Source organism: Chryseobacterium sp. AG363 (assembly GCF_003610675.1).
GTDB classification, from domain to species: Bacteria; Bacteroidota; Bacteroidia; order Flavobacteriales; family Weeksellaceae; genus Chryseobacterium; species Chryseobacterium cucumeris.
This window is the reverse complement of record NZ_RAQF01000003.1, coordinates 40033-60044: the sequence shown is the minus strand read 5'-3', so window position 1 is coordinate 60044 and position 20012 is coordinate 40033. Positions and strand designations below refer to the sequence as shown.

17 protein-coding genes are annotated in these 20012 nt (G+C 36.6%); 10 read left to right on the top strand and 7 right to left on the bottom strand.

Annotation, left to right across the window (positions count from 1 at the left end; translation table 11 throughout):
- Positions 1-2 precede the first annotated feature (2 nt).
- Positions 3-2828: a TonB-dependent receptor gene (locus DEU39_RS13130; RefSeq protein WP_120232273.1), complete on the bottom strand. Its 2826-nt coding sequence runs from the start codon at positions 2826-2828 to the stop codon at positions 3-5.
- Positions 2829-3335: 507 nt separating this feature from the next.
- A complete protein-coding gene (locus DEU39_RS13125; RefSeq protein ID WP_120232272.1) occupies positions 3336-3905 on the bottom strand; it encodes a helix-turn-helix domain-containing protein in 570 nt (189 codons plus the stop codon).
- A 178-nt stretch (positions 3906-4083) separates the two neighbouring features.
- On the opposite strand from DEU39_RS13125, the gene DEU39_RS13120 reads away from it, so the two are divergent.
- The 10 genes from DEU39_RS13120 to DEU39_RS13075 all read left to right on the top strand — a co-directional run bounded on the left by DEU39_RS13120 (position 4084) and on the right by DEU39_RS13075 (position 13490).
- Positions 4084-4791: a response regulator transcription factor gene (locus DEU39_RS13120; RefSeq protein ID WP_062673733.1), complete on the top strand. Its 708-nt coding sequence runs from the start codon at positions 4084-4086 to the stop codon at positions 4789-4791.
- Between the two features lie 3 nt (positions 4792-4794).
- The gene (locus DEU39_RS13115; RefSeq protein ID WP_120232271.1) at positions 4795-6207 is read left to right on the top strand and encodes a sensor histidine kinase; all 1413 of its coding nucleotides are present in this window, start codon (positions 4795-4797) and stop codon (positions 6205-6207) included.
- A gap of 233 nt (positions 6208-6440) precedes the next feature.
- On the top strand, positions 6441-6935 hold the full coding sequence (locus DEU39_RS13110) for a hypothetical protein (RefSeq protein WP_120232270.1): 495 nt from the start codon (positions 6441-6443) through the stop codon (positions 6933-6935).
- Positions 6936-6965: 30 nt separating this feature from the next.
- Positions 6966-7793, top strand: coding sequence for a YoaK family protein (locus DEU39_RS13105; RefSeq protein WP_062672662.1), 828 nt, complete (start codon positions 6966-6968; stop codon positions 7791-7793).
- Positions 7794-8109: 316 nt separating this feature from the next.
- Positions 8110-9906 carry a DNA mismatch repair endonuclease MutL gene (mutL, locus tag DEU39_RS13100; RefSeq protein WP_120232269.1) on the top strand — a complete coding sequence of 599 codons (1797 nt, stop codon included), beginning with the start codon at positions 8110-8112 and terminating at the stop codon, positions 9904-9906.
- A 5-nt stretch (positions 9907-9911) separates the two neighbouring features.
- A complete protein-coding gene (locus tag DEU39_RS13095) occupies positions 9912-10640 on the top strand; it encodes a rhomboid family intramembrane serine protease (RefSeq protein WP_120232268.1) in 729 nt (242 codons plus the stop codon).
- Positions 10641-10649: 9 nt separating this feature from the next.
- A complete protein-coding gene (locus tag DEU39_RS13090; RefSeq protein WP_228436779.1) occupies positions 10650-11639 on the top strand; it encodes an endonuclease/exonuclease/phosphatase family protein in 990 nt (329 codons plus the stop codon).
- 73 nt (positions 11640-11712) lie between these two features.
- On the top strand, positions 11713-12684 hold the full coding sequence (locus tag DEU39_RS13085; protein WP_062672656.1) for an endonuclease/exonuclease/phosphatase family protein: 972 nt from the start codon (positions 11713-11715) through the stop codon (positions 12682-12684).
- 4 nt (positions 12685-12688) lie between these two features.
- Complete coding sequence (locus DEU39_RS13080) at positions 12689-13051, top strand: hypothetical protein (protein WP_062672654.1); 363 nt, start codon at positions 12689-12691, stop codon at positions 13049-13051.
- 28 nt (positions 13052-13079) lie between these two features.
- A complete protein-coding gene (locus DEU39_RS13075) occupies positions 13080-13490 on the top strand; it encodes a hypothetical protein (RefSeq protein WP_120232267.1) in 411 nt (136 codons plus the stop codon).
- A gap of 71 nt (positions 13491-13561) precedes the next feature.
- On the opposite strand, the gene DEU39_RS13070 is transcribed toward DEU39_RS13075, so the two are convergent.
- The 5 genes from DEU39_RS13070 to ftsA all read right to left on the bottom strand — a co-directional run bounded on the left by DEU39_RS13070 (position 13562) and on the right by ftsA (position 20007).
- The gene (locus DEU39_RS13070) at positions 13562-15076 is read right to left on the bottom strand and encodes a GH3 auxin-responsive promoter family protein (RefSeq protein WP_120232266.1); all 1515 of its coding nucleotides are present in this window, start codon (positions 15074-15076) and stop codon (positions 13562-13564) included.
- Positions 15077-15181: 105 nt separating this feature from the next.
- Positions 15182-15592 carry a BrxA/BrxB family bacilliredoxin gene (locus DEU39_RS13065; protein ID WP_027372869.1) on the bottom strand — a complete coding sequence of 137 codons (411 nt, stop codon included), beginning with the start codon at positions 15590-15592 and terminating at the stop codon, positions 15182-15184.
- Positions 15593-16044: 452 nt separating this feature from the next.
- On the bottom strand, positions 16045-16491 hold the full coding sequence (locus DEU39_RS13060; RefSeq protein ID WP_120232265.1) for a GatB/YqeY domain-containing protein: 447 nt from the start codon (positions 16489-16491) through the stop codon (positions 16045-16047).
- A gap of 91 nt (positions 16492-16582) precedes the next feature.
- Positions 16583-18496 (bottom strand): cell division protein FtsZ, encoded by a 1914-nt coding sequence (gene ftsZ, locus DEU39_RS13055; RefSeq protein WP_062672647.1) that lies wholly within the window; start codon positions 18494-18496, stop codon positions 16583-16585.
- A 125-nt stretch (positions 18497-18621) separates the two neighbouring features.
- Positions 18622-20007 (bottom strand): cell division protein FtsA, encoded by a 1386-nt coding sequence (ftsA, locus tag DEU39_RS13050; protein WP_120232264.1) that lies wholly within the window; start codon positions 20005-20007, stop codon positions 18622-18624.
- Positions 20008-20012 lie beyond the last annotated feature (5 nt).

The following is a 20012-nucleotide window of genomic DNA, read 5'->3' as shown; positions in this document are numbered from 1 at the left end:
GTTTAGAAGTTCAGTTTTATTCCAAGATTGAAACGTACTCCATAATATTCCACCTGTTCAGGACGGTCTTCGCTTTTTCCGAAGTGGTAAATCAGTGGTTTGTTCAGAATATTATTCACATCCGCATACAAAGTCAGGTATTTGGTAAATTGATAAGAACCTCCGAAATCCAGATTGCTGTATTTACCATAATAAGAATCATTGATATCCTCCTCAGCGTATTCTACAGCATACTTTCCTTTGTAGTTATAAGCCAGTCTTGCATTGAATCCTTTTTTCTCAAAGAAAAGCTGCGCATTGTACAATTCTTTTGCCTGGTAGGGAAGTGCTACCGTTCTTCCGCCTGGCTTTTCCATTTCGGAAGTCATGAAGGTGGCATTCAATTGTACTCCAAAGTATTGTAAAAACCCTGGAAGGAAGTCAAATCTTTTATTAATTCCCAACTCAACTCCTCCTAACCATGCTGCTTTCCCATTATTAGGAGCTGTGAATTGTACGCCATTGATTCCGTTGTAATTTCCGATAAAAGAGTCCTGGAAAATAGGATCAGTAATCGATTTATAGAAAACACCGCCACTCAGAATCCCTACGTTGGAAAAATAATATTCTCCCATCAGGTCAAAATTCAAAGAATAGGTAGGATTAAGATTTGGGTTTCCCCCTTTGAACTCGTTATCTGCTTCAATATAAGTTCCGCCCGGAGTAAGATCTCCGAAATTAGGTCTTGAGAAAGTTCTTGTCGCAGCAAAACGAAGATTGGTTTTATCGTTTAACGTATATTTTAAATGAATCATTGGGAGAACAGCCAGATAGTTTTTAGTATTTTCTACCGGTGTCAGTACGTCATCATTCACGCTGTATCCTCTTACTTTAGTATTGGTATTGGATAACCTGATTCCTCCTAAAATGATGATTTTATCATTCAGTTTATAGGTTGCCATTCCGTAAGCATCTGCATGTTTTTCAAACACATCAAAGTTTCTTCCTAATGCTTTATTATATTGCAATGCTTCGGAATCAGCAGTATTGATTTTTAAATTTCCCTGGTTGTCATACCAAAACTGGTTCATTCCTGTGGTTGAAAGTACCGGACCAAAAGTATTGCCGATATGGGCATTCATTTCACTTAAATATTTCGGTCCGTTGGGCTGTGTTGTGAGATATTGTGAATAATCTGATAGAAGAGGGGCTGTTCCACTGCTCCAGTTGTAGAAAATATCGGAGAATTTTGCATTACGTTCTTTATCTCTGTATTTAAAACCATATTTTAAAGTCAGTTTATCAGAAGCATTGATCTCATGGTTGAAAGCCGCTACGATTTTATCCTTTTCCTCCACAAAGACTTTATAAAATTCAAGATCTGTAAATCTCATCTGAGAAGCATCCATTTTAAAGTTCGGGTCACTGTAGAAACCAAATAAAGCATCCGGATTTTTATAATCTAATTTTCCACCGTCAGCTTTCCAATATGCTCTCGGACCATTTCCATGATTTGAAATATAATCAGGATTGATGCCTACTCCAGATTGAGTGTACTTGATGACATAGTAAGAATTGTTCTGTTTATCAGGAATATTGCCGTACTTAAATTTGTTGTCATAATAAGAGAGATCCCAGTCGATTTTTCCTTTATTTAAGTTATGAACTGCTCCCAAAGAAACAGAAGTAAGTTCTGTTATCAGTAAATTGTGGATATTCTGGAGCTCTACTCTTGCTGTATTATTAGCACTGCTGAATTTATCAAAACGGATTCTGTGTTTATAGTGGGTTTCATCATCCGATAAAGTACCATACATTCCTTTTAAATAGAAGGTTGTTTTTGGAGATAATACATATTCAAAAGCAGTATTGATCCCTGTTGTTTTTCTGACTCCGTTATAATCACGAAGTTCCAGTCTGAAAACTCCTTCATCGCCACTTCTTCTAGCCTCAAAATTATCTGTAGACCAGTTTCTTATGAAATGCGCAAAGTTGAATAAATACCCGAACTTTTTATCCTTCGTTCTTCCCCCATACAAAAATCCAAGATTGTAAACTCCTTTATCAGACTTTGCATTATAACCGCTTCCCACAGTAGCTTTGAACTCTGTTTTCATCGGTGGAGTTTTGGTGATAAAATTGACACCGCCGCCTATTCCGTCAGCTTCCATATCTGGGGTAAAAGACTTGTTTATATGTACATAGGAGATCAGTTCTGTAGGAAAGAAATCAAATGCCGTAGCTCTGGAAGTCGTTTCTTCCTCTGCGGTGGGAAGTCTGTTTCCATTAATGGTTGTGGATGCCCAGAATGGCGGAAGTCCTCTCAGGGAAACAAATCTTCCTTCTCCCTGATCTCTTTCAATAGAAACTCCCTGCACACGCTGTACGGTTTCTGCTGCATTTCTGTCCGGTAGCTTTCCGATTCCGTCAGAAGCGATGACATTGGTGATATTAATGGCATTCTTCTGAAGGTTTAAAGCTCTCGCTTCCGTATTTTTTAACGTTCCGGTAACGACAATTTCGTCAATATTTTTTCTCGGTTGGGATAGTTTGATAATTCCTAAGTCAACAGTTTGTTCCGGTTTAAGATCTACATTGATATCTGAAGATTCATAACCGATGTAGCTGATTTGTAAAGTATATTGGCCTTCTTTAATATCGTTGATGGTAAATTTCCCTTCAATATCAGTCGTCATATTTTTAGATAAGCCTTTTATTTTGACTGTGGCCCCGGGGAGAGGCTGACTGTCGTCAAGCACAGTTCCTATAATTAACTGCTTCTGCGCTGTAACAAAGACTATGAAACAGACAAAAACAAGGGTGAATAATTTCTCTAAATTTGTTTTCATTTTTACATATATTAAATTTTTTATGCAAATCACGCTAATAATTTTAATATATATAAATATTTTGTGTTAAGTATTGTTTAACAAATAAGCCCGGTTTGTTACGCTTTTTTTACTTTAAAACCAATAGGAGTTAACCTTTGAAAATTCAGGAAAACAAGCTTTGAAGTGAATGTTTCAACGTTTTTAGTAAATATTTACCATAAATAATAAGAATTGAAATCAGTTGAAAATGGGCCTTTTTTAATTCATATTTCGTTCATCTTGGAAGAAAACAGAAAAATGAAAGTTGCATATTTGTAAACTTTTGTGTTGCCTGAAAATCAGAAATTAAAGGATAATGATTACAGTAGATGATATTTTAGACACAAAGTTTTATGATTCAAACAGTATGTTTTTAAGGAATCAAAGGCTGCTACTTGTCGCTGATGAAGCGTTACATACACTTGGACTGAATCTATTCTTGACGTGTCATTCAGAATAACAAAAGCAAAATAAAAAAAGAAATAGTTAAGCCGTATAAAAATAAAGAACAAGCATCACACAACTTTCATCACTGATGCTTACCGGAACATGAGGAAATTTTCCGTTGAAATACAAAGAATCACCCTCTTTCAAGATGACTTCTTCATTATCAATTACGTATTTTACTTCTCCTTTCAGGATATATTTGAATTCCCACGCATCCGTAATGACTTTTTCCCTTTTAGAATTGGGCTCAAGAGTTAGTAAAACAGCTTCAAAACCTAAAGAATGAAGACTCTTGCTGAAGATATGCATATACTTAAATCCTTCAGCTTCTACTTCTTTTTCAATGACTTGCTGGCTTTCTTTCGGAACATAAATGAATTTGGCGTTGGATTTTTTCTCAACCCCTTCAAAAAAATAACTGGCATCAATCTCCAGCGACTGAATCAGATCCAATAACACAGGTAGTGAAGGAATCGTTCTTCCGTTTTCAATTCTAGAAACAAGTCCGTTGCTTACATTCGCTTTGAAGGCCAGCTCATTAATGGTTAAATTATTCTTTTTTCTAATATCCTTTAATCTCTTGCCGATACCTATTAAAAAGTCATTCATACTGTGTGTAATTTAACCTGAATTATATTCAAACAAAGGTAATATTATTCCATAGAGTTTGGATACAGGAGGGAATCAATTCATTGAAAATTATTATTTGTTGCTTGCTTCCCCGGATTCTTTCACTTTTTCTCCCCAAGAAAATTTCCCTATTTTTGTAAAACTCCTTATTTCATCTATGAAAAAAATTATTCTTATCGAAGACGAAACCAGTGTGGTGTCCTTTATTAAAAAGGGACTTCAGGAAAACGGATATGAAATTTCTGTAGCTTTTGATGGGCGTACAGGAGTGCAGCTGGTGCAGGCTAATGATTTCGATCTGGTAATTTTAGACATTATGCTTCCGGAAATGAATGGTCTGGACGTGTGTAAAGAAATAAGAAAAACCAATCAGAGTGTTCCGATTTTATTTCTGACTGCTTTGGGAACTTCTGAAAACATCGTTCTCGGATTGGAAAGTGGTGGAGATGATTATCTGGTGAAGCCTTTTAAATTCATTGAACTGGTAGCCCGTGTAAAGTCTTTACTAAGGAGAAGCAACAACAACGGTCCACAGGAAATTGCCGAACCGGAGCCGGATAATGAACATGTATTCCAGTTTTCGGATCTGATGGTAAATGATTATACCAAGAAAGTAACCCGCGCCGGAGAAGAGATTTCTCTTACTTCCACAGAATATAAACTGCTGCTGTACTTCCTGAACAATCCTGAAAAAGTAATTTCAAGAGCGGAAATTCTGGATGCCGTCTGGGGCGTAAATTACGAGCTGGGAACCAATGTAGTAGATGTTTATGTAAATTATTTAAGAAAGAAACTGGATAGCCAGGACGATAATAAGTTGATTCATACCGTGATAGGAATGGGGTATGTGTTAAAAAAGACATAATGAATGTTTAACAGAGTCATTACAAATCAAACCAAAACGATGGTACTCTTGATGTTGGTTTTTACCGCCATCATTTTGCTGTTCAGTGGTTTGGTGTACTTTTCAATTGTTAATTTTTCACACCAGAGATTTTATGAACTGCTGAAGATCAGGACAGCAACGATTGTTCAGATCGAAAAAAGCAAAGATCATCTCGACCTTCCGGAAAATTATGTTCTCAACAGCCTGAATGATGAGGAACTTCCAATGGAAAAAGACTATGTTTTTGCCGTTCCTACAGATTCCAATTTCAAAAAAATATCTCAGGAAATTCATATTCCTTCATACTTCTTTAAAAATATTATCAAGGAAGGAGAGTCCAATTATAATGATGAAGAATTCTATTATATAGGACAGAGCTTCAAATATGATGATAAAGATTATATTGCTATTGCTTCTGCTAAAAACCATTATGTTGTTTATTATCTGGGTTTTTTAAAGCGAACACTGCTTACCTGCATTGTACTGTCTCTGTTCTTTAGTATGATTTTCTCTTTTTATTTATCTAAAACTTTATTCAGACCGATCTTAAAAATCACTGGAAAAGTAAAGGAGATCAGTTCTGAAAACCTTCACTTAAGACTGGAGTCTCAGCCTGATAATAAAGAACTTAACGAACTGGTGGATACTTTCAACGATATGCTCAACCGCATTGAAACTTCTTTCGAAACCCAGAATCACCTGATTGGAAATGTTTCCCACGAATTGAGAACTCCGCTTACCTCTATTATGGGAGAAGCCGATGTTGCCCTTTCTATCAGCAGAACAGCGGATGAATATAAAGAAACCCTGGGAATTATTCTGGATGAAGCCGAAAAGCTGGATAAAAAGATCAAAGCCTTATTAATGATTGCCCAAACCGGATTCGATGGGAAAATCCAGAAAATGGATAAGGTAAGAATTGATCAGTTGCTTTGGGACGTTATAGAAACGCTCAGAAGAATTGATTCCCGGAATAATATCTATCTGGATATCAGTATGCTTCCCGATAACCCGAAGAAACTGAAAGTACAAGGGAATGAGCAGTTATTGCATCTTGCAGTAGCCAATATCATCAGTAATGGCTGTAAATATTCTAATTTCCAACAGGTTAAAGTCTCTCTGGGAGCAACCAATTCGGATGTGTACATCATTGTAAAAGACACCGGTATTGGAATTCCTGAAGTGGAAATGAACAAAATCTACGACCCGTTCTTCAGGGCTTCTAATACCAATAATTATGAAGGCTACGGAATCGGACTTCCATTAGCGAGAAACATCGTAAGAATGCATCATGGTGAACTGATTGTAAGCTCGCACGAGAATCAGGGAACAACCGTACAGATGAAGTTCCCGAATTTCTATAGCATGCAGAAAGGCGAAGAGATAAACAAATAAGAATCTTTATTCTAGCATTTTTTACTTATTTTTCATTTGTTTTGTTTTGAAAAACAAATGTTTATATCTTTTTTTGATCCTGATTCTTTCCTATATTAAGGGCTCTTAACAATTTTCTAATCTCATTTTAATCTCTTTAATCACATTTTAATTCCATTCCAAAGATCTTCTAATATGGTCGTTCTAGTTTTGTATCATCAAAAAAGATAAACACAATACAAAATAATAAGAACATGACTAAAACAATTTTAATTGCAACAGATTACTCTCTTGAGTCATTGAATATATTGAAAAAAGTACTTAAAGAGAAAGATGCCGCTGAAGATCAAAACCAATATAACATTCTTCTGACTTCCGGGTATGATTCCGGAGATTCTATCAGAGATCTTTTGTTCAGTACCAAAACATCAGTTTTCAATAAAATAAGACCTACAGAATTCTGCGATGCCTTTGGAATTATCAGTAATAAATATCCTCACCTGGTTAATAAAATCATCTGTGATGTGTTTACAGGAAGTTTCCAAAGAACATTCAATCAATATGTAAAGGCGGAAAATATTGAGGAAGCTTACTATGCTCCATCTATTAAAAGCAAAGGAAAAGGCAAATTTGATCTGATTCCTTATATCAAAAAATGCAAAGAGCTGAAGTCTCATGAAATTTCCATCGAAGTAAGAGAAAAGCTTCCGGAAAGAGGAAGACTGGCAGAGATCTTTGTAGAGGTCTAAAGATTAAACACAATTTAAAAACGATTAAAAATGTTAAGAAATTATAGTAACAGCAGGACACTGGGAGACAATATCAGATTGGGGACGCTGACTGCCTTCACAGCAGGTACTATAAACATTGCTTCCCTATTAATATTTCTTTCTTTTACATCGAACGTAACGGGACACTACGCAATTTTAGCAGCGGAAATCAGTAAAGGAAACTGGACGCAGGTAGGAGTTGTAGGAGGATGGATCTTTTTGTTCTTCTTCGGAAGCTTTCTGTCCAACTTCATTGTCATCAATTTTAATAAGAAAAGTAAATATTTTGCCCATTCCATGCCCATTGTGCTGGAAATCATATGTCTCCTTTTTGTAGGTGTATACGGGCAGTTTTATTATCAGAAAACATTAGAAGAGACAGAATATTTAGTAGCATTGATGCTTTTCGCGACAGGATTGCAAAACGGTTTAACGGCAAGTATCTCCAATTTCTCTGTAAAAACAACCCACCTTACGGGAACAACTACCGACCTGGGAATTCTGGTATCCATGTTTACCCAGAAAAAATACAGGAGAAACGGAGAACTGATTGGCAGAGCAAAACTTCTGATGAGTATTATGCTTGCCTATGTAATGGGAGCTGTATTTTCAGGGTTGACATACTATTATCTGGAATTCAGAGTCTTCTATGTCATCAGTATATGTCTTCTGATTGTCATCGGGTACGATGCTTATAAAATTCATATCCGTCACTTCAACACGAAGTACAGATATAACAGGATTTACAGAAAGCCCAATATTTTTGCTTATCTGTATGAGAAAATTCACGGTATTCCTAAAAGAGAGAAGAAAAGAAAGCTTGTCTTTGAGGATTAAAATAGAAAAACACACTATTAATTTTTTGTATAAACTAGCTGTAAATGCCCTTATTTTGTTATGAAATAGGGGCGTTTTTCTGAAAAATCAACTTCTGGATCGGTATTTCTATTGTTTTTAATCATATTTTCATGTCTGTTAAAATAAAAGTTTCCGGATGAGACGCATCAACTTGCTAACGCCCTTCATTACAAACATTAAAAAAATCGGTTGGGGATAAATAGGTAAAAATGTTGATAATTAAATATTAAATCACGATTTTAGTATTTTAATTCCCGTTTCCATTGACTATTTTTGTAAGTTGATTTACGTTTTTATGTCAGATATTATTCAGCTTTTACCGGATCATGTAGCCAACCAAATTGCAGCAGGAGAGGTGGTGCAGAGGCCTGCATCCATCGTGAAAGAACTTTTGGAAAATGCTATTGATGCAGATGCAACGAAAATTGAACTGATCATCAGAGATGCCGGGAAAAACCTTATTCAGGTGGTAGATGACGGAAAAGGAATGTCTGAAACAGATGCCCGCATGGCGTTTGAAAGACATGCTACCTCCAAAATCAAAGGAACAGAAGATATCTTTAAAATCGCCACAAAAGGCTTCCGTGGTGAAGCACTGGCTTCAATAGCAGCGGTTTCTCAGGTGGAGCTCAGAACGAAACAGAAAGATACTTCCATTGGAACCAATATCTATATCGAAGGAGGGGTTTTCCAGTTTCAGGACCCGGTTCAGACAGCAGACGGATCAAATTTTTTAGTAAAAAATCTTTTCTATAACGTTCCTGCAAGAAGGAAGTTTTTGAAAAATAATAATATTGAATTCAGACACGTAATTGATGAATTTCAACGTGTTGCACTCGCTCATGAGAACCTTGAGTTTTCACTGTTCCATGATGACGAAGCTGTGTTCAGGTTGAGAAAAGGAAGCCAGATGCAGCGTATTGTGGATGTTTTCGGAAGAAAGCTTCAGCCGCTTTTAATTCCTATTAAAGAGGATATTATCTGGTGTAAACTGCATGGCTTTGTTGCCAAGCCTGAAGGTGCCAAGAAAGCAAGAGGCGAACAGTTTCTTTTTGTGAATGGGAGGTATTTCAGAAGTCCGTACTTCAATAAAGCCGTACAGGAAGCATTTGAAGGGCTTCTTCAACCTGGATATGTACCTTCGTTTTTCCTTTTCCTGGAGCTTGATCCGGAGAAAATTGACGTGAATATTCATCCTCAGAAAACCGAAGTGAAATTTGAGGACGAGCATCTTATCTTTGCTTTGCTTCGTTCAACTATAAAAAGATCTTTAGGAATTTATAATGTTTCTCCAAGCCTAGATTTTGATAGAGATCCGGAACTGGATGAAATGATGAATAAACCGATTCCCAGCAAAGGAAATGGAGGCGGGTCCGGCGGAGGTGTTTTTAAAATGCCTGAAATTATTGTAGATAAAGACTATAATCCGTTTCTGGAAGAAAAAAACGTAGTACATCCGGAGGAAATCCAGAATCTTACGGAAATGTATCATCAGAATATTACAGCAGAACCTTCAAAAATTAACCTGTTTGAAGATGAGGATTTTGATGAAGATCTGATGAGACTTCCTAATGGATACTGGCTTTTCAACAAAGGAGATGTCACCTTAATGCTGGATTTGGGAAGAATGCACAGACTATTGGTTTCTGAAGGAAATAAATCTACCAGAAAATCCAATACAAACAGTCATGCTCTTCTTTTCTCTCTGGAGTATCATATGAATGAAATTGAAAAGACAAAGTATAATTCGATAAAAAAATATCTTCCGGAATTAGGGTTTGACATGAAAATTGCTCATGAAAGTGTACTTCGAATAGATTCACTTCCTGAAGGATTGAAAGAAACCCAGGCCATGAAGTTCCTGGAAAACCTTTTTGAGATCCTCGACTACAAGACAGAAGAAGAATTTTTGCAGTATTACCATAATCAATGGAATAAAATGCAGTCGAAGTCAAGATTTGACTTTATTTATAAAAAAGATGCGGAACAACTGATTAAAGACTTTACAGCATTAGGCTTCCCGGAATTTTTACCGGACGGTAAAAGATGCTTTTATGAAGTTCCGTTTAACGACTTTAAAAACAAATTTTAAAGAATATGTTTAACAATATACCGCCCATCACAAGAAATATTATTATCATCAATGTTATAGTATTTATTGCTACTTACTTTATGGGAAACCAGATGATTGGTTACCTCGCAGGTTTTTATCCGTTCTCACCTTTTTTCCATTCGTGGCAGGTTATTACCCATATGTTCATGCATGGAAGTATCATGCATATTTTATTTAATATGATGACCCTTTTCAGCTTTGGACCAATTCTGGAGCAGACATTAGGGGATAAAAAATATTTGATTCTATACTTTGCAAGTGGCCTGGGAGCATTCTTCCTTTTTAACCTATGGAATTTTGTTGAAGTGCAGCAGCTTTCCCACGAACTGGATCAGCTGGGGTTCAATGTAAATGCTTATTTATCCGGAGCAAGTGTTGAATTTACAGGAAATACAGGTTCCATTCTTAAACAAAAAGAATTACTGGAAAGCTTTAAGGCTATTGTTGCAACACCAATGGTGGGTGCTTCCGGAGCAATTTTCGGAGTAGTAGCTGCTTTTGCTACATTGTATCCAGATGCAAAAATCGGAATTATGTTTATCCCTGTTCCTATGAAAGTAAAATACCTCTTACCCATCATTGTTGTGGTTTCCATATACCTTGGGGTTTCTGGAAATGGAGGAGGTATTGCCCACCTTGCCCACGTTGGTGGTGCTTTGGTTGGATGGCTGCTGGCAAGAATTTGGAAAAAACATTTGTACCGTTTCAATTAAAATAATTTTGTGAAGATTTTCCGACTTATCGTATTCATTGTCCATCTGGGAATTTTATTTCTGCTGTTGGGTACTTTATTGAATGCTTATGTACCTCCAAAGATTTTTCCATGGTTTAATCTGCTTTCCTTAGGTTTTCCTGTGCTTATTATAGTATATGTGATTCTAACAGTTTTCTGGGTATTCAGCTGGAAAAAAAGGGCTTTTGTATTTATGTTTGCTGGGTTAGCATTTATAAATCCTGTAAAACGTTGGGTTAACTATTCTGATAGGAAAGGAGGTTCCGAAATAAAAGTGGTTTCTTTCAATACCAGAGCTGGAAGAGTAGGAAACAAAGAGCTCGAACCCTATCTGAAGTCTCAAAATGCAGATGTTCTTCTTTTACAGGAGGATGCGGGTATCAAATATCAATTTGAAGGCTATCAAAAAGCAAATCCCGGAGGAGGCTTAACAATTCTGACCAGGCACAAAATCCTGAAACAGCAGATTATAGAGCCACAAGATGGAGAATTAAGAATTCCTGGTTTGCTGGCTGATATAGAAATTAAAGGCAAAACCTACAGGTTCATTGATGTCTATCTCAATCCTTTTCGCTTTCAGAAAGAAATGGTGAAACTTAACGGAGATACCGATAACGACGAACAAAAAATAAAAGATGTTGTTAAAAGGTTGATTCCCACCTTTAAAAAACATCAGGATCAGGTCACACTTATTCGTGAAGCTATTGACAATTCTCCTTATCCTGTAATTCTAGCGGGTGATTTTAATTCTGTACCCAATTCTTACGAATATTATCATTTATCAGAAGGGCTTGAAGATGCATTTGTGGAAGCAGGAAGAGGAAGTGCAACCAGTTTTCACGATTATAAATTTCCCATTAGAATAGATTATATTTTCTCTTCCAAAACTGTAAGGGCAATATCTTATAAAGTTGACCGTTCTGTAAGTATTTCAGATCATTATCCTGTCACAGTTAAGTTTTCTACGGAAGGCAAATAATCATAAAAATAGTTAAAGTTATCTGCTTGGTAGGATTTTTGTTGAAAGAAAACCGTACCAAGACCGTTTTTTCATGAAGTCGAACCAGATATTACTATTTATACATATCGTTATTGCTGTATTGCTGTTATGCACATTGGGGAATGCATGGATTCCACCTAATATTTTAGGCAACCTTAATCTTCTGTCTCTTGGTTTTCCTTATCTGATCCTGTCACACCTGCTTCTTACACTGATCTGGATCGTAAAAAAAGAAAAAATTGCGATTGCTTTTGCACTGGGTACACTTATTTTCTACAATCCGATCAGACGATGGGTGAACTTTTCTCCCAAAACAGAAAATTTAAAAACAATACGGGATATTAAAGTATTGACTTTTAATGTGAAATACGGAGAATATGGCTGGGATAAAGTAAAAGATTATATCAAAGCACAGGATGCAGACATTATTCTGGTACAGGAAAAAGATACAAACCGTGTTATAAAACGTGATCTTATAAAATATCCGTCAGTTATTCTTAAAACTAAGCATAAAATTGTAAGACAAGCGGAACTTATTGATGAAAAGGCTCGCGGAAATTCATTCTATGCTGATATAGACATTAATGGGAAAGTAATCAGAATTATTAATGTGTATCTTGAACCCTTCAGGCTTCATAAATCGATGTTTACGAAACTTGATAAATTAGGTTTGGGAAATGTTTCAACATTGCTTTCTCATATGACACCGACCTTTCAGGCACATGAAGATCAGGTAAAAAGAATTAGAAAAATGATAGATTTATCTCCATATCCTGTTATCCTGGCAGGAGATTTTAATTCTGTTCCTAATTCATACGAGTATTATAATCTCGGAAAAGATCTCCAGGACGCGTTCTTAGTTGCAGGAAAGGGTAGTGCAAGCAGTTTTCATGATTATAAAGTCCCGTTAAGGATTGATTATATCTTCACTTCAAAATCAATCATTCCTTTAAGCTATAAAGTAGATCAATCTGTGAAATTATCGGATCACTATCCTGTAATTGCAGAATTTCTGTTAAATTAGTTCCATGAAAAATTTACTGGCTGCGATTTTTGTTTTTACCATTCTTTTTACTGCGTGTTCCAAGAAAGAATCTCCGGGTTTTGGGGCTGAACAGGAGGTGAGAGTACGTTATGATACAACTGCTGTTGACTCCTTTTCTACAGGAGCTGTTTCAGTGGATATTGCACGAAAAATAAGAATGTCCTCTCCTCAGTATCTTGATTCTGTAAAACAGGCTAGAAAGCTGCAGGAGGAAGAAAATAAGCTTAAAGCAGAGCTTGAAAAGGAAACCAAAGCAAAACAGGAAGAGGAAAAGAAAAAAGCAGAAGCTGAAAAGAAACTGAAGGCAACAGAAAAACCGGTAACACCGGAAATCAAATCAGAATAAATCTAAATTCCATTAAAAAATAAACAATATGAAAAAACAAATTTTAGCTGCAGTGGTGATCTCAATATTCACTGTAGCATGTACAAAATCAACAACAAAAACAGAACAGGTAGAAAATCCTGACGGGTCTACTACCACAACCACAACTACTACTACCGAAACACCGAACGTTGTGGATACTGCAAAAATCAACAACGCGAAAGAAGACGTTAAGGCTAAAGTAGATGAAGCTGGCAATAAGATTGATGCCGCTGCTCAGAAGGCGAAAGATAAGATTGATGCTACTGCAGATAAGACAAAACAAGATCTTAACAAAGCAGGACAGGATATCAAAACTGAAGCTAACAAAGTAGGGCAGGATGCAAAAGAAGCTGCTAAAAAAGGAGCTTCAAAAGTAGAAGAAGCCGCGAAAAAAGTAAAAGAAGATTTAAGCAAATAAATAATAAAAGCCGTAGTTCAATAGAATTACGGCTTTTTTATATGCAATTGAGAGTTAGGAATCTTTCTCTCTTATTTATTCATTTCCAATAATGGATCAATATATTCTCTGTCATTGCTTAACCTTGGTACTTTATTTTGTCCACCTAGCTTTCCTTTAGCTTCCAGCCAGTGATAGAACAGATTTTCTTTTGCAATATGTACAATCGGTCTTTTAAGAGTCATATTGTTGTATCTTTTCGCTTCATAGTCTGAATTGATGGTCTTTAAATGTTTATCAAAAGCATCAATAAAATGATCCAGATTATCAGGATACTGACTGAATTCAAAGATCCATTCGTGGGCACCACCTTCATTTCCTTTCATAAAAACCGGAGCTCCTGTAAAGTCTGTGATTTGTGCTCCTGTTAATTCGCAGGCCTTTGAAAGGGCAGATTCCACATTGGTGATCATCAGTTCTTCCCCAAAAGCATTGATATAATGTTTTGTTCTTCCTGTTATTTTTATTCTGAAAGGATTGATCGAGGTAAAGACAACGGTATCGCCAATCAGATATCTCCACAATCCTCCATTGGTGGTGATTACCATTGCGTAGTTTTTCCCTACTTCCACATCTTCCAGACTTACGACTTTCGGATTTGAAAAATGAAACTGATCCATAGGGATAAACTCATAAAATATTCCATAATCCAGCATCAGCAGCATCTCATCACTATCTGATCTGTCCTGGATACCGAAGAAGCCTTCGGAAGCATTGTAAATTTCGTAGTAATTGATGTTTTTTCCGATGATCTGTCTGAATTGTTCCCTGTAGGGCTTAAAGCTGATTCCACCGTGAAAAAACACCTCTAAATTAGGCCACAGCTCAGAAATACTTTCTACATGAGTTTCCTTTAATACCCTTTGAAGAAGAACCATCATCCAACTTGGTACTCCAAGAATACTTCCTACATCTTCATTTTTTACTTCGGAGGTGATTGCTTTAAGCTTACTTTCCCATTCTCCCATCAAAGAAACTTTCTTACTCGGAGTGGTGGTGATTTCTACCCAAAAAGGAAGGTTATCAATGAGAATAGCAGACAGATCTCCGAATTTTGTATTGAAATCAGCGTACAGCTCAGAACTTCCGCCTAAACGTAAGTTTTTATAATTAAAAAGCTGGTTTTCAGGATGGTTGTTGGCGTAGATAGAAACCATATCTTTTCCGGCTTTCATATGACAGTATTCAAGGCTTTCTGCAGAGATCGGAATGAATTTGCTTTTAGCATTGGTGGTACCCGATGATTTGGCAAAATGTTTTATGAGACCTGGCCAGCTTACATCTTTATGGCCTTGTCTTGCTTTCTCAATAAAAGGTTCCATTTCTTCATAGCTAACAATAGGAACTTTGCTTTTAAAATCCTGATAACTTGATATTGAATTGAATCCGTATAGTTTACCATATTCCGTATCCTCCGCATGAAACAACTGAGAAAAGAGTATACCTTTCTGGGTTTCAATAGGATGGTCCATGAAATTCTGTATCTGGTCAATCCTTTGACGGATGAACCAGTTGACTACGGTATTGAAAAGTGCTTTGGTTGCCATTTCAACAAATATAATGATATTTGAATTTTCAGAAAATTTTTTACGTGATTAAATAAAAAAACCGTTACAAAATTTGTAACGGTTTGATATTTAGTTTATTGATTCTTAGCAATATTCATCGTAAGCTGCCTGAAGGTTAGCTGCGATAGCTCCTGCAGGGTTTCCTTCAATGTGGTGTCTTTCCAGCATGTGAACTAACTCACCATCTTTGAAAAGTGCTACACATGGAGAACTTGGAGGGAATGGAGCAAGGTGTTTTCTTGCTTCTACTACAGCCTCAGTATCAAATCCTGCAAATACAGTTGTTAGATGATCTGGTTTTTTGTCTCCCGTTAAAGAGTATACTACTCCCGGTCTTGCAGCACCTGCAGCACAACCACATACGGAGTTGATGACCAATAATGTGGTTCCGGATTGTTTTAACGCATCTTCTACCTGAGCAGGAGTTGTTAAATCCTGAAAACCTTTATCTGTAAGCTCTGCCTTCATAGGCATTACTAAATCTGTTGGATACATATATTTTGTTTTTTATCTGTACAAAGTTAAGCAATTCTTTGCGTTTGTTCAATATATAAAAACTATCAATTGATTAGTCATATAAAATTAACCAAGTATTAATATTGTAATAATATTCTAAAAAAAGTGAATTAACATTAGGAATAATAAAATATTATTATTAAATTTGAAATGATTCTGAAAAACAAACGACCGTGAAAAAAACATTTGAAGCTTTCCCTCAAGCAATCAATCACTTAAATACTCTCTGAAATATGGTAGTAGCTTAATTCTCTTTCAGTTTAGAATCAAACTGATTAACAAACTTTAATATCCAAAGAAAGTGAAGCCCGGAACTATTCAGTTCCGAGCTTCTAATCAAATCGATATGCAAAGGTTGTATATCCTATAGTTATGGAGTGAGAAGCATTTTTAAACTTTGAAATGAATCTAAGTTTAAAAATATATCACCATTAAGAAAGGAGCTTTTTAGCCATCTCAGAAATACTTTTTCCGTCTGATTTTCCGGCTAATGCTTTTGATGCCACTCCCATTACCTTCCCTAAATCTTTAACAGATTCAGCTCCGGTTTCAGAAATAATATTTTTAATTTCTGTTTCTAATTCTTCAGCAGAAAGCTGTTTAGGTAAGAATTGCTCAATAACTTTCATTTGAGCATCTTCTACTTCTGCAAGATCATTTCTTCCCTGTGCAGTAAATTGATCGTAAGAATCCTTACGTTGTTTTACCATTCTCTGAAGAATAGCAATTTCCTGTTCTGCTGTTACTTCAGCTCCGATGGCTTCCGTTTTAAGCAGTAATATCTGAGATTTCACAGAGCGCAGAGAATCCAAAGCCACTTTGTCTTTGGCTCTCATTGCTGTTTTTATAGCTTCGTTTATTGTATTTTCTAAACTCATGGTTTCAAATTTAACAATGTATCAATGTAACAGTTTACCAATAAATGTCTGGTAATTGTTACATTGGTACATTTCTACATTGTTATATTATTTAGTCTACATCTTTATTTAAAAATCTGTTTTCTCTGATCTGCATGGATCCATTGTTATCAGACAGATAAGTGTTGATGTTCTGGTCTGATGCATTGTTTCCGTCGATCGAAATATTTTTTCTTTTAAAAGCGGGAATAGATTCGAATTCACTTGTGCTGTCAAAATTCTGGTAGCGGGAGTTGAATTCTTTTAATTTATTTCTTCTTTCAATTACTCTGTCCTGATCAATCGTTTTATTCACGAAAGTGAATTCTGATTCTTCAGTTTTTGGAGTCTCAATTTCTGTTTTGTGTTCAAAAGTTGATCTTGTTTCAACCTTTGGCTCTTCCTGTTTTTGGTAGAACGTTTCAATCTTTTGAGCTGGTTCAGCTACCGCAGCATTGGTAGGAGTATTAAACTCTGCTTTTGGCTGCCCGAAATCCTTACTAGGCTCGTTTCTGATAGGCTCGTTTACAAAGAAGCTGAACTCAACAGGTTTTTCATTTGAAAATGAATTGTTGAAGGAAGTTCCGGATTGTGGTTCCTCTTTTTTGTTTTCAAAATCAAATGAAAAAGACTGGATCTCAAGATCGTTAGGATCATCATGTTCCTCATCAATAGCTAATAAGCTATATTCTTCTTCTCCTTCTTCTTCATTTCTCCAGTTTTGTTCCGGTGTATTTACTGTATCTTCTTCTTTATCAAAGAATTTGATTTCAGTTCTTGGCTGCTCTTCTTCAATAATCATTTTTTTTTCAGCAGAGGTCACATTGAACGGAGTGTCGTGATCTTCGTCATCCAGCCTGAAAAGGTTTTTTCCTCCAAAATCATGCGTTGTCTCAGGAGCTGATTCTCTTTCTTCTCTTGTTTTGAAAGGAGAATTTTTAGGTGCTTCAAAACTGTCGTTAAGACTGATTCTGATTTTCTCAGTAGGTCCTGCGAATTTCTTATTATCATTAGAGAATCCTGTTGCAATTACAAGAACACTTACTGCATCTCCTAATTCTTCATCTGCACCCACCCCGAAAATGATATCTGCAGTGTTTCCTGCTTCTTTTTGGATGTGGTCCATAATGATACCGATCTCATCCATGGTAACTTCTTCAGCCCCACTTCTGATCAATAACAATACGTTTTTAGCACCTGTGATCTTGTTATCATTTAATAACGGAGAATCAAGGGCTTTTCTTACAGCTTCTTCGGCTTTATTTTCACCTGAAGCAGTTCCTGTAGACATCAAGGCTGTACCTGAATTCTGAAGTACAGATTTAGCATCTCTAAAGTCAATGTTTACATCAAAGTAACCTGTAATAACTTCTGCCATCCCTTTTGCAGCATTGGTTAACACTTCATCGGCTTTTGAGAATCCCTGCTTGAATCCAAGGTTTCCGAATTGCTGTCTTAGTTTATCATTGTTGATGACAATAAGCGAGTCAACATTGTTTCTTAATTTATCTAGACCGTTTTCTGCCTGCTCCAACCTTCTTTTCCCTTCAAAGCTGAAAGGAACGGTAACAATACCTACGGTAAGAATTCCCATGTCTTTCGCTACTTTAGCAATGACAGGAGCGGCTCCGGTTCCTGTACCACCACCCATTCCGGCAGTGATGAATACCATCTTGGTGTTTTGGCCCATAGCAGCCTTGATATCTTCAATACTTTCGATGGCTGATTTCTCACCAACTTCAGGATCGGCACCAGCTCCAAGACCTTCTGTGATAGAAGTTCCCAACTGAACTTTATTGGCTACCGGGTTATTATCTAAAGTCTGAGCATCTGTATTACAAATCACGAAATCAACTCCGTGGATTCCTTTCTCGTACATGTGCTTCAGAGCGTTGTTTCCACCGCCCCCTACACCGATTACTTTTATAATGGATGAATTTCCTTTTGGCAAATCAAATGAAAATCCTTGTGTACCTATATTTTCCATAACTATACTTTTAATAATTGATAAGTGATAGATGATAATTGATGAATGATATTCGTCTTTAATTTAATAAATATTAATCTATTTCAGGTATCATTGATCATTAATCTTTTATCATTTATATTTATTTACTCTACTTCTTCAAAGAATTTTTTTACTTTTTCCATAAGCGACTGCCCGAAGGTCAGTTTCGCTTTTCTGTTCTCTTGCTTTTCATTTTCAAAAGACTGCTGCTCCTGAACAGGGGCTGCCTGCTGAACGGGTTGAGCCGTTTCTGCCTGTGCTGCAGTGACTTCCGGTTTTGGCTGCTCTGTAACAACTTCTACAACTTCGTCAATATTCTGTTTTTTGTCTCTGATCTTTAAACTTTCCATCAGTAATCCGATAGAAGTAGCAAATTCAGGGCCTTTCAGATACTGATTTTTATCATTGGCGATATATTCATTCGCAAAACCGATTCTGCTGTCAAAACCTGTTGTATAATTGGCCAGCTGACGAAGGTGTTTCAGGTTTGAACCACCACCCGTAAGAACAATTCCGGCAATCAGTTTTTTCTTTTGTTCAAAAGCACCATAAGCCTTCAGTTCTGTATTTACCATTTCCAAAACTTCTTCTACTCTTGCATTGATGATCTGCGCTAAAGTTTTTAAAGAAATCTCTTTGTCCGGTCTTCCGTGAAGTCCGGGAATGGTTACAAAAGTACTGTCTTTTTCTAATTCGGGAACAGCCGAACCAAACTTTACTTTCAGTTGTTCTGCATGTTTTTCTATGATGGAACAGCCTTCTTTGATATCTTCGGTAATAATTCCGCCTCCGTATGGAATCACACAGGTATGACGAATGATATTATCTTTAAAGATTGCAATATCTGTTGTACCACCACCAATGTCAACAATGGCTACACCGGCTTCTTTTTCTTCTTTTGTAAGGACAGCTTCAGAAGATGCCAATGGTTCTAAAGTAAGGGCTTCCATTTCTAATCCGGCTTCACGAACGCATCTTGCAATATTTCTGATGCTGCCCATTTGCCCTACTACGACGTGGAAGTTGGCTTCTAAACGTTTTCCATGCATTCCGACAGGTTCCTGAATTTCCCCCTCGGAGTCCACTTTATATTCTTGAGGAAGTACGTGGATAATTTCTTCTCCAGGAAGCATAACCAGCTTTTTTACCTGATCTTTTAATGCTTCGATGTCATCGTCTGTAATAAATTTATCAGGATGTTCACGCATAATATAATCGGAGTGCTGCAGAGAACGGATGTGTTTTCCTGCAATACCTACCGTAACTTTGCGGATAGGAACTCCGGCGCTGGATTGTGCTTCGGATACTGCAGCCTTGATTGAATTAATGGTTTGTGAAATGTTATTCACAATACCTTTATGAACACCAAGACTCTTAGCTTTTCCTACACCGAGAACTTCTATCTTCCCGTGTGCATTCCTTCTTCCGACAATCGCGACTATCTTCGTTGTCCCGATGTCCAGACCTACTGAATACTCTTGATTTTCCATTTTAT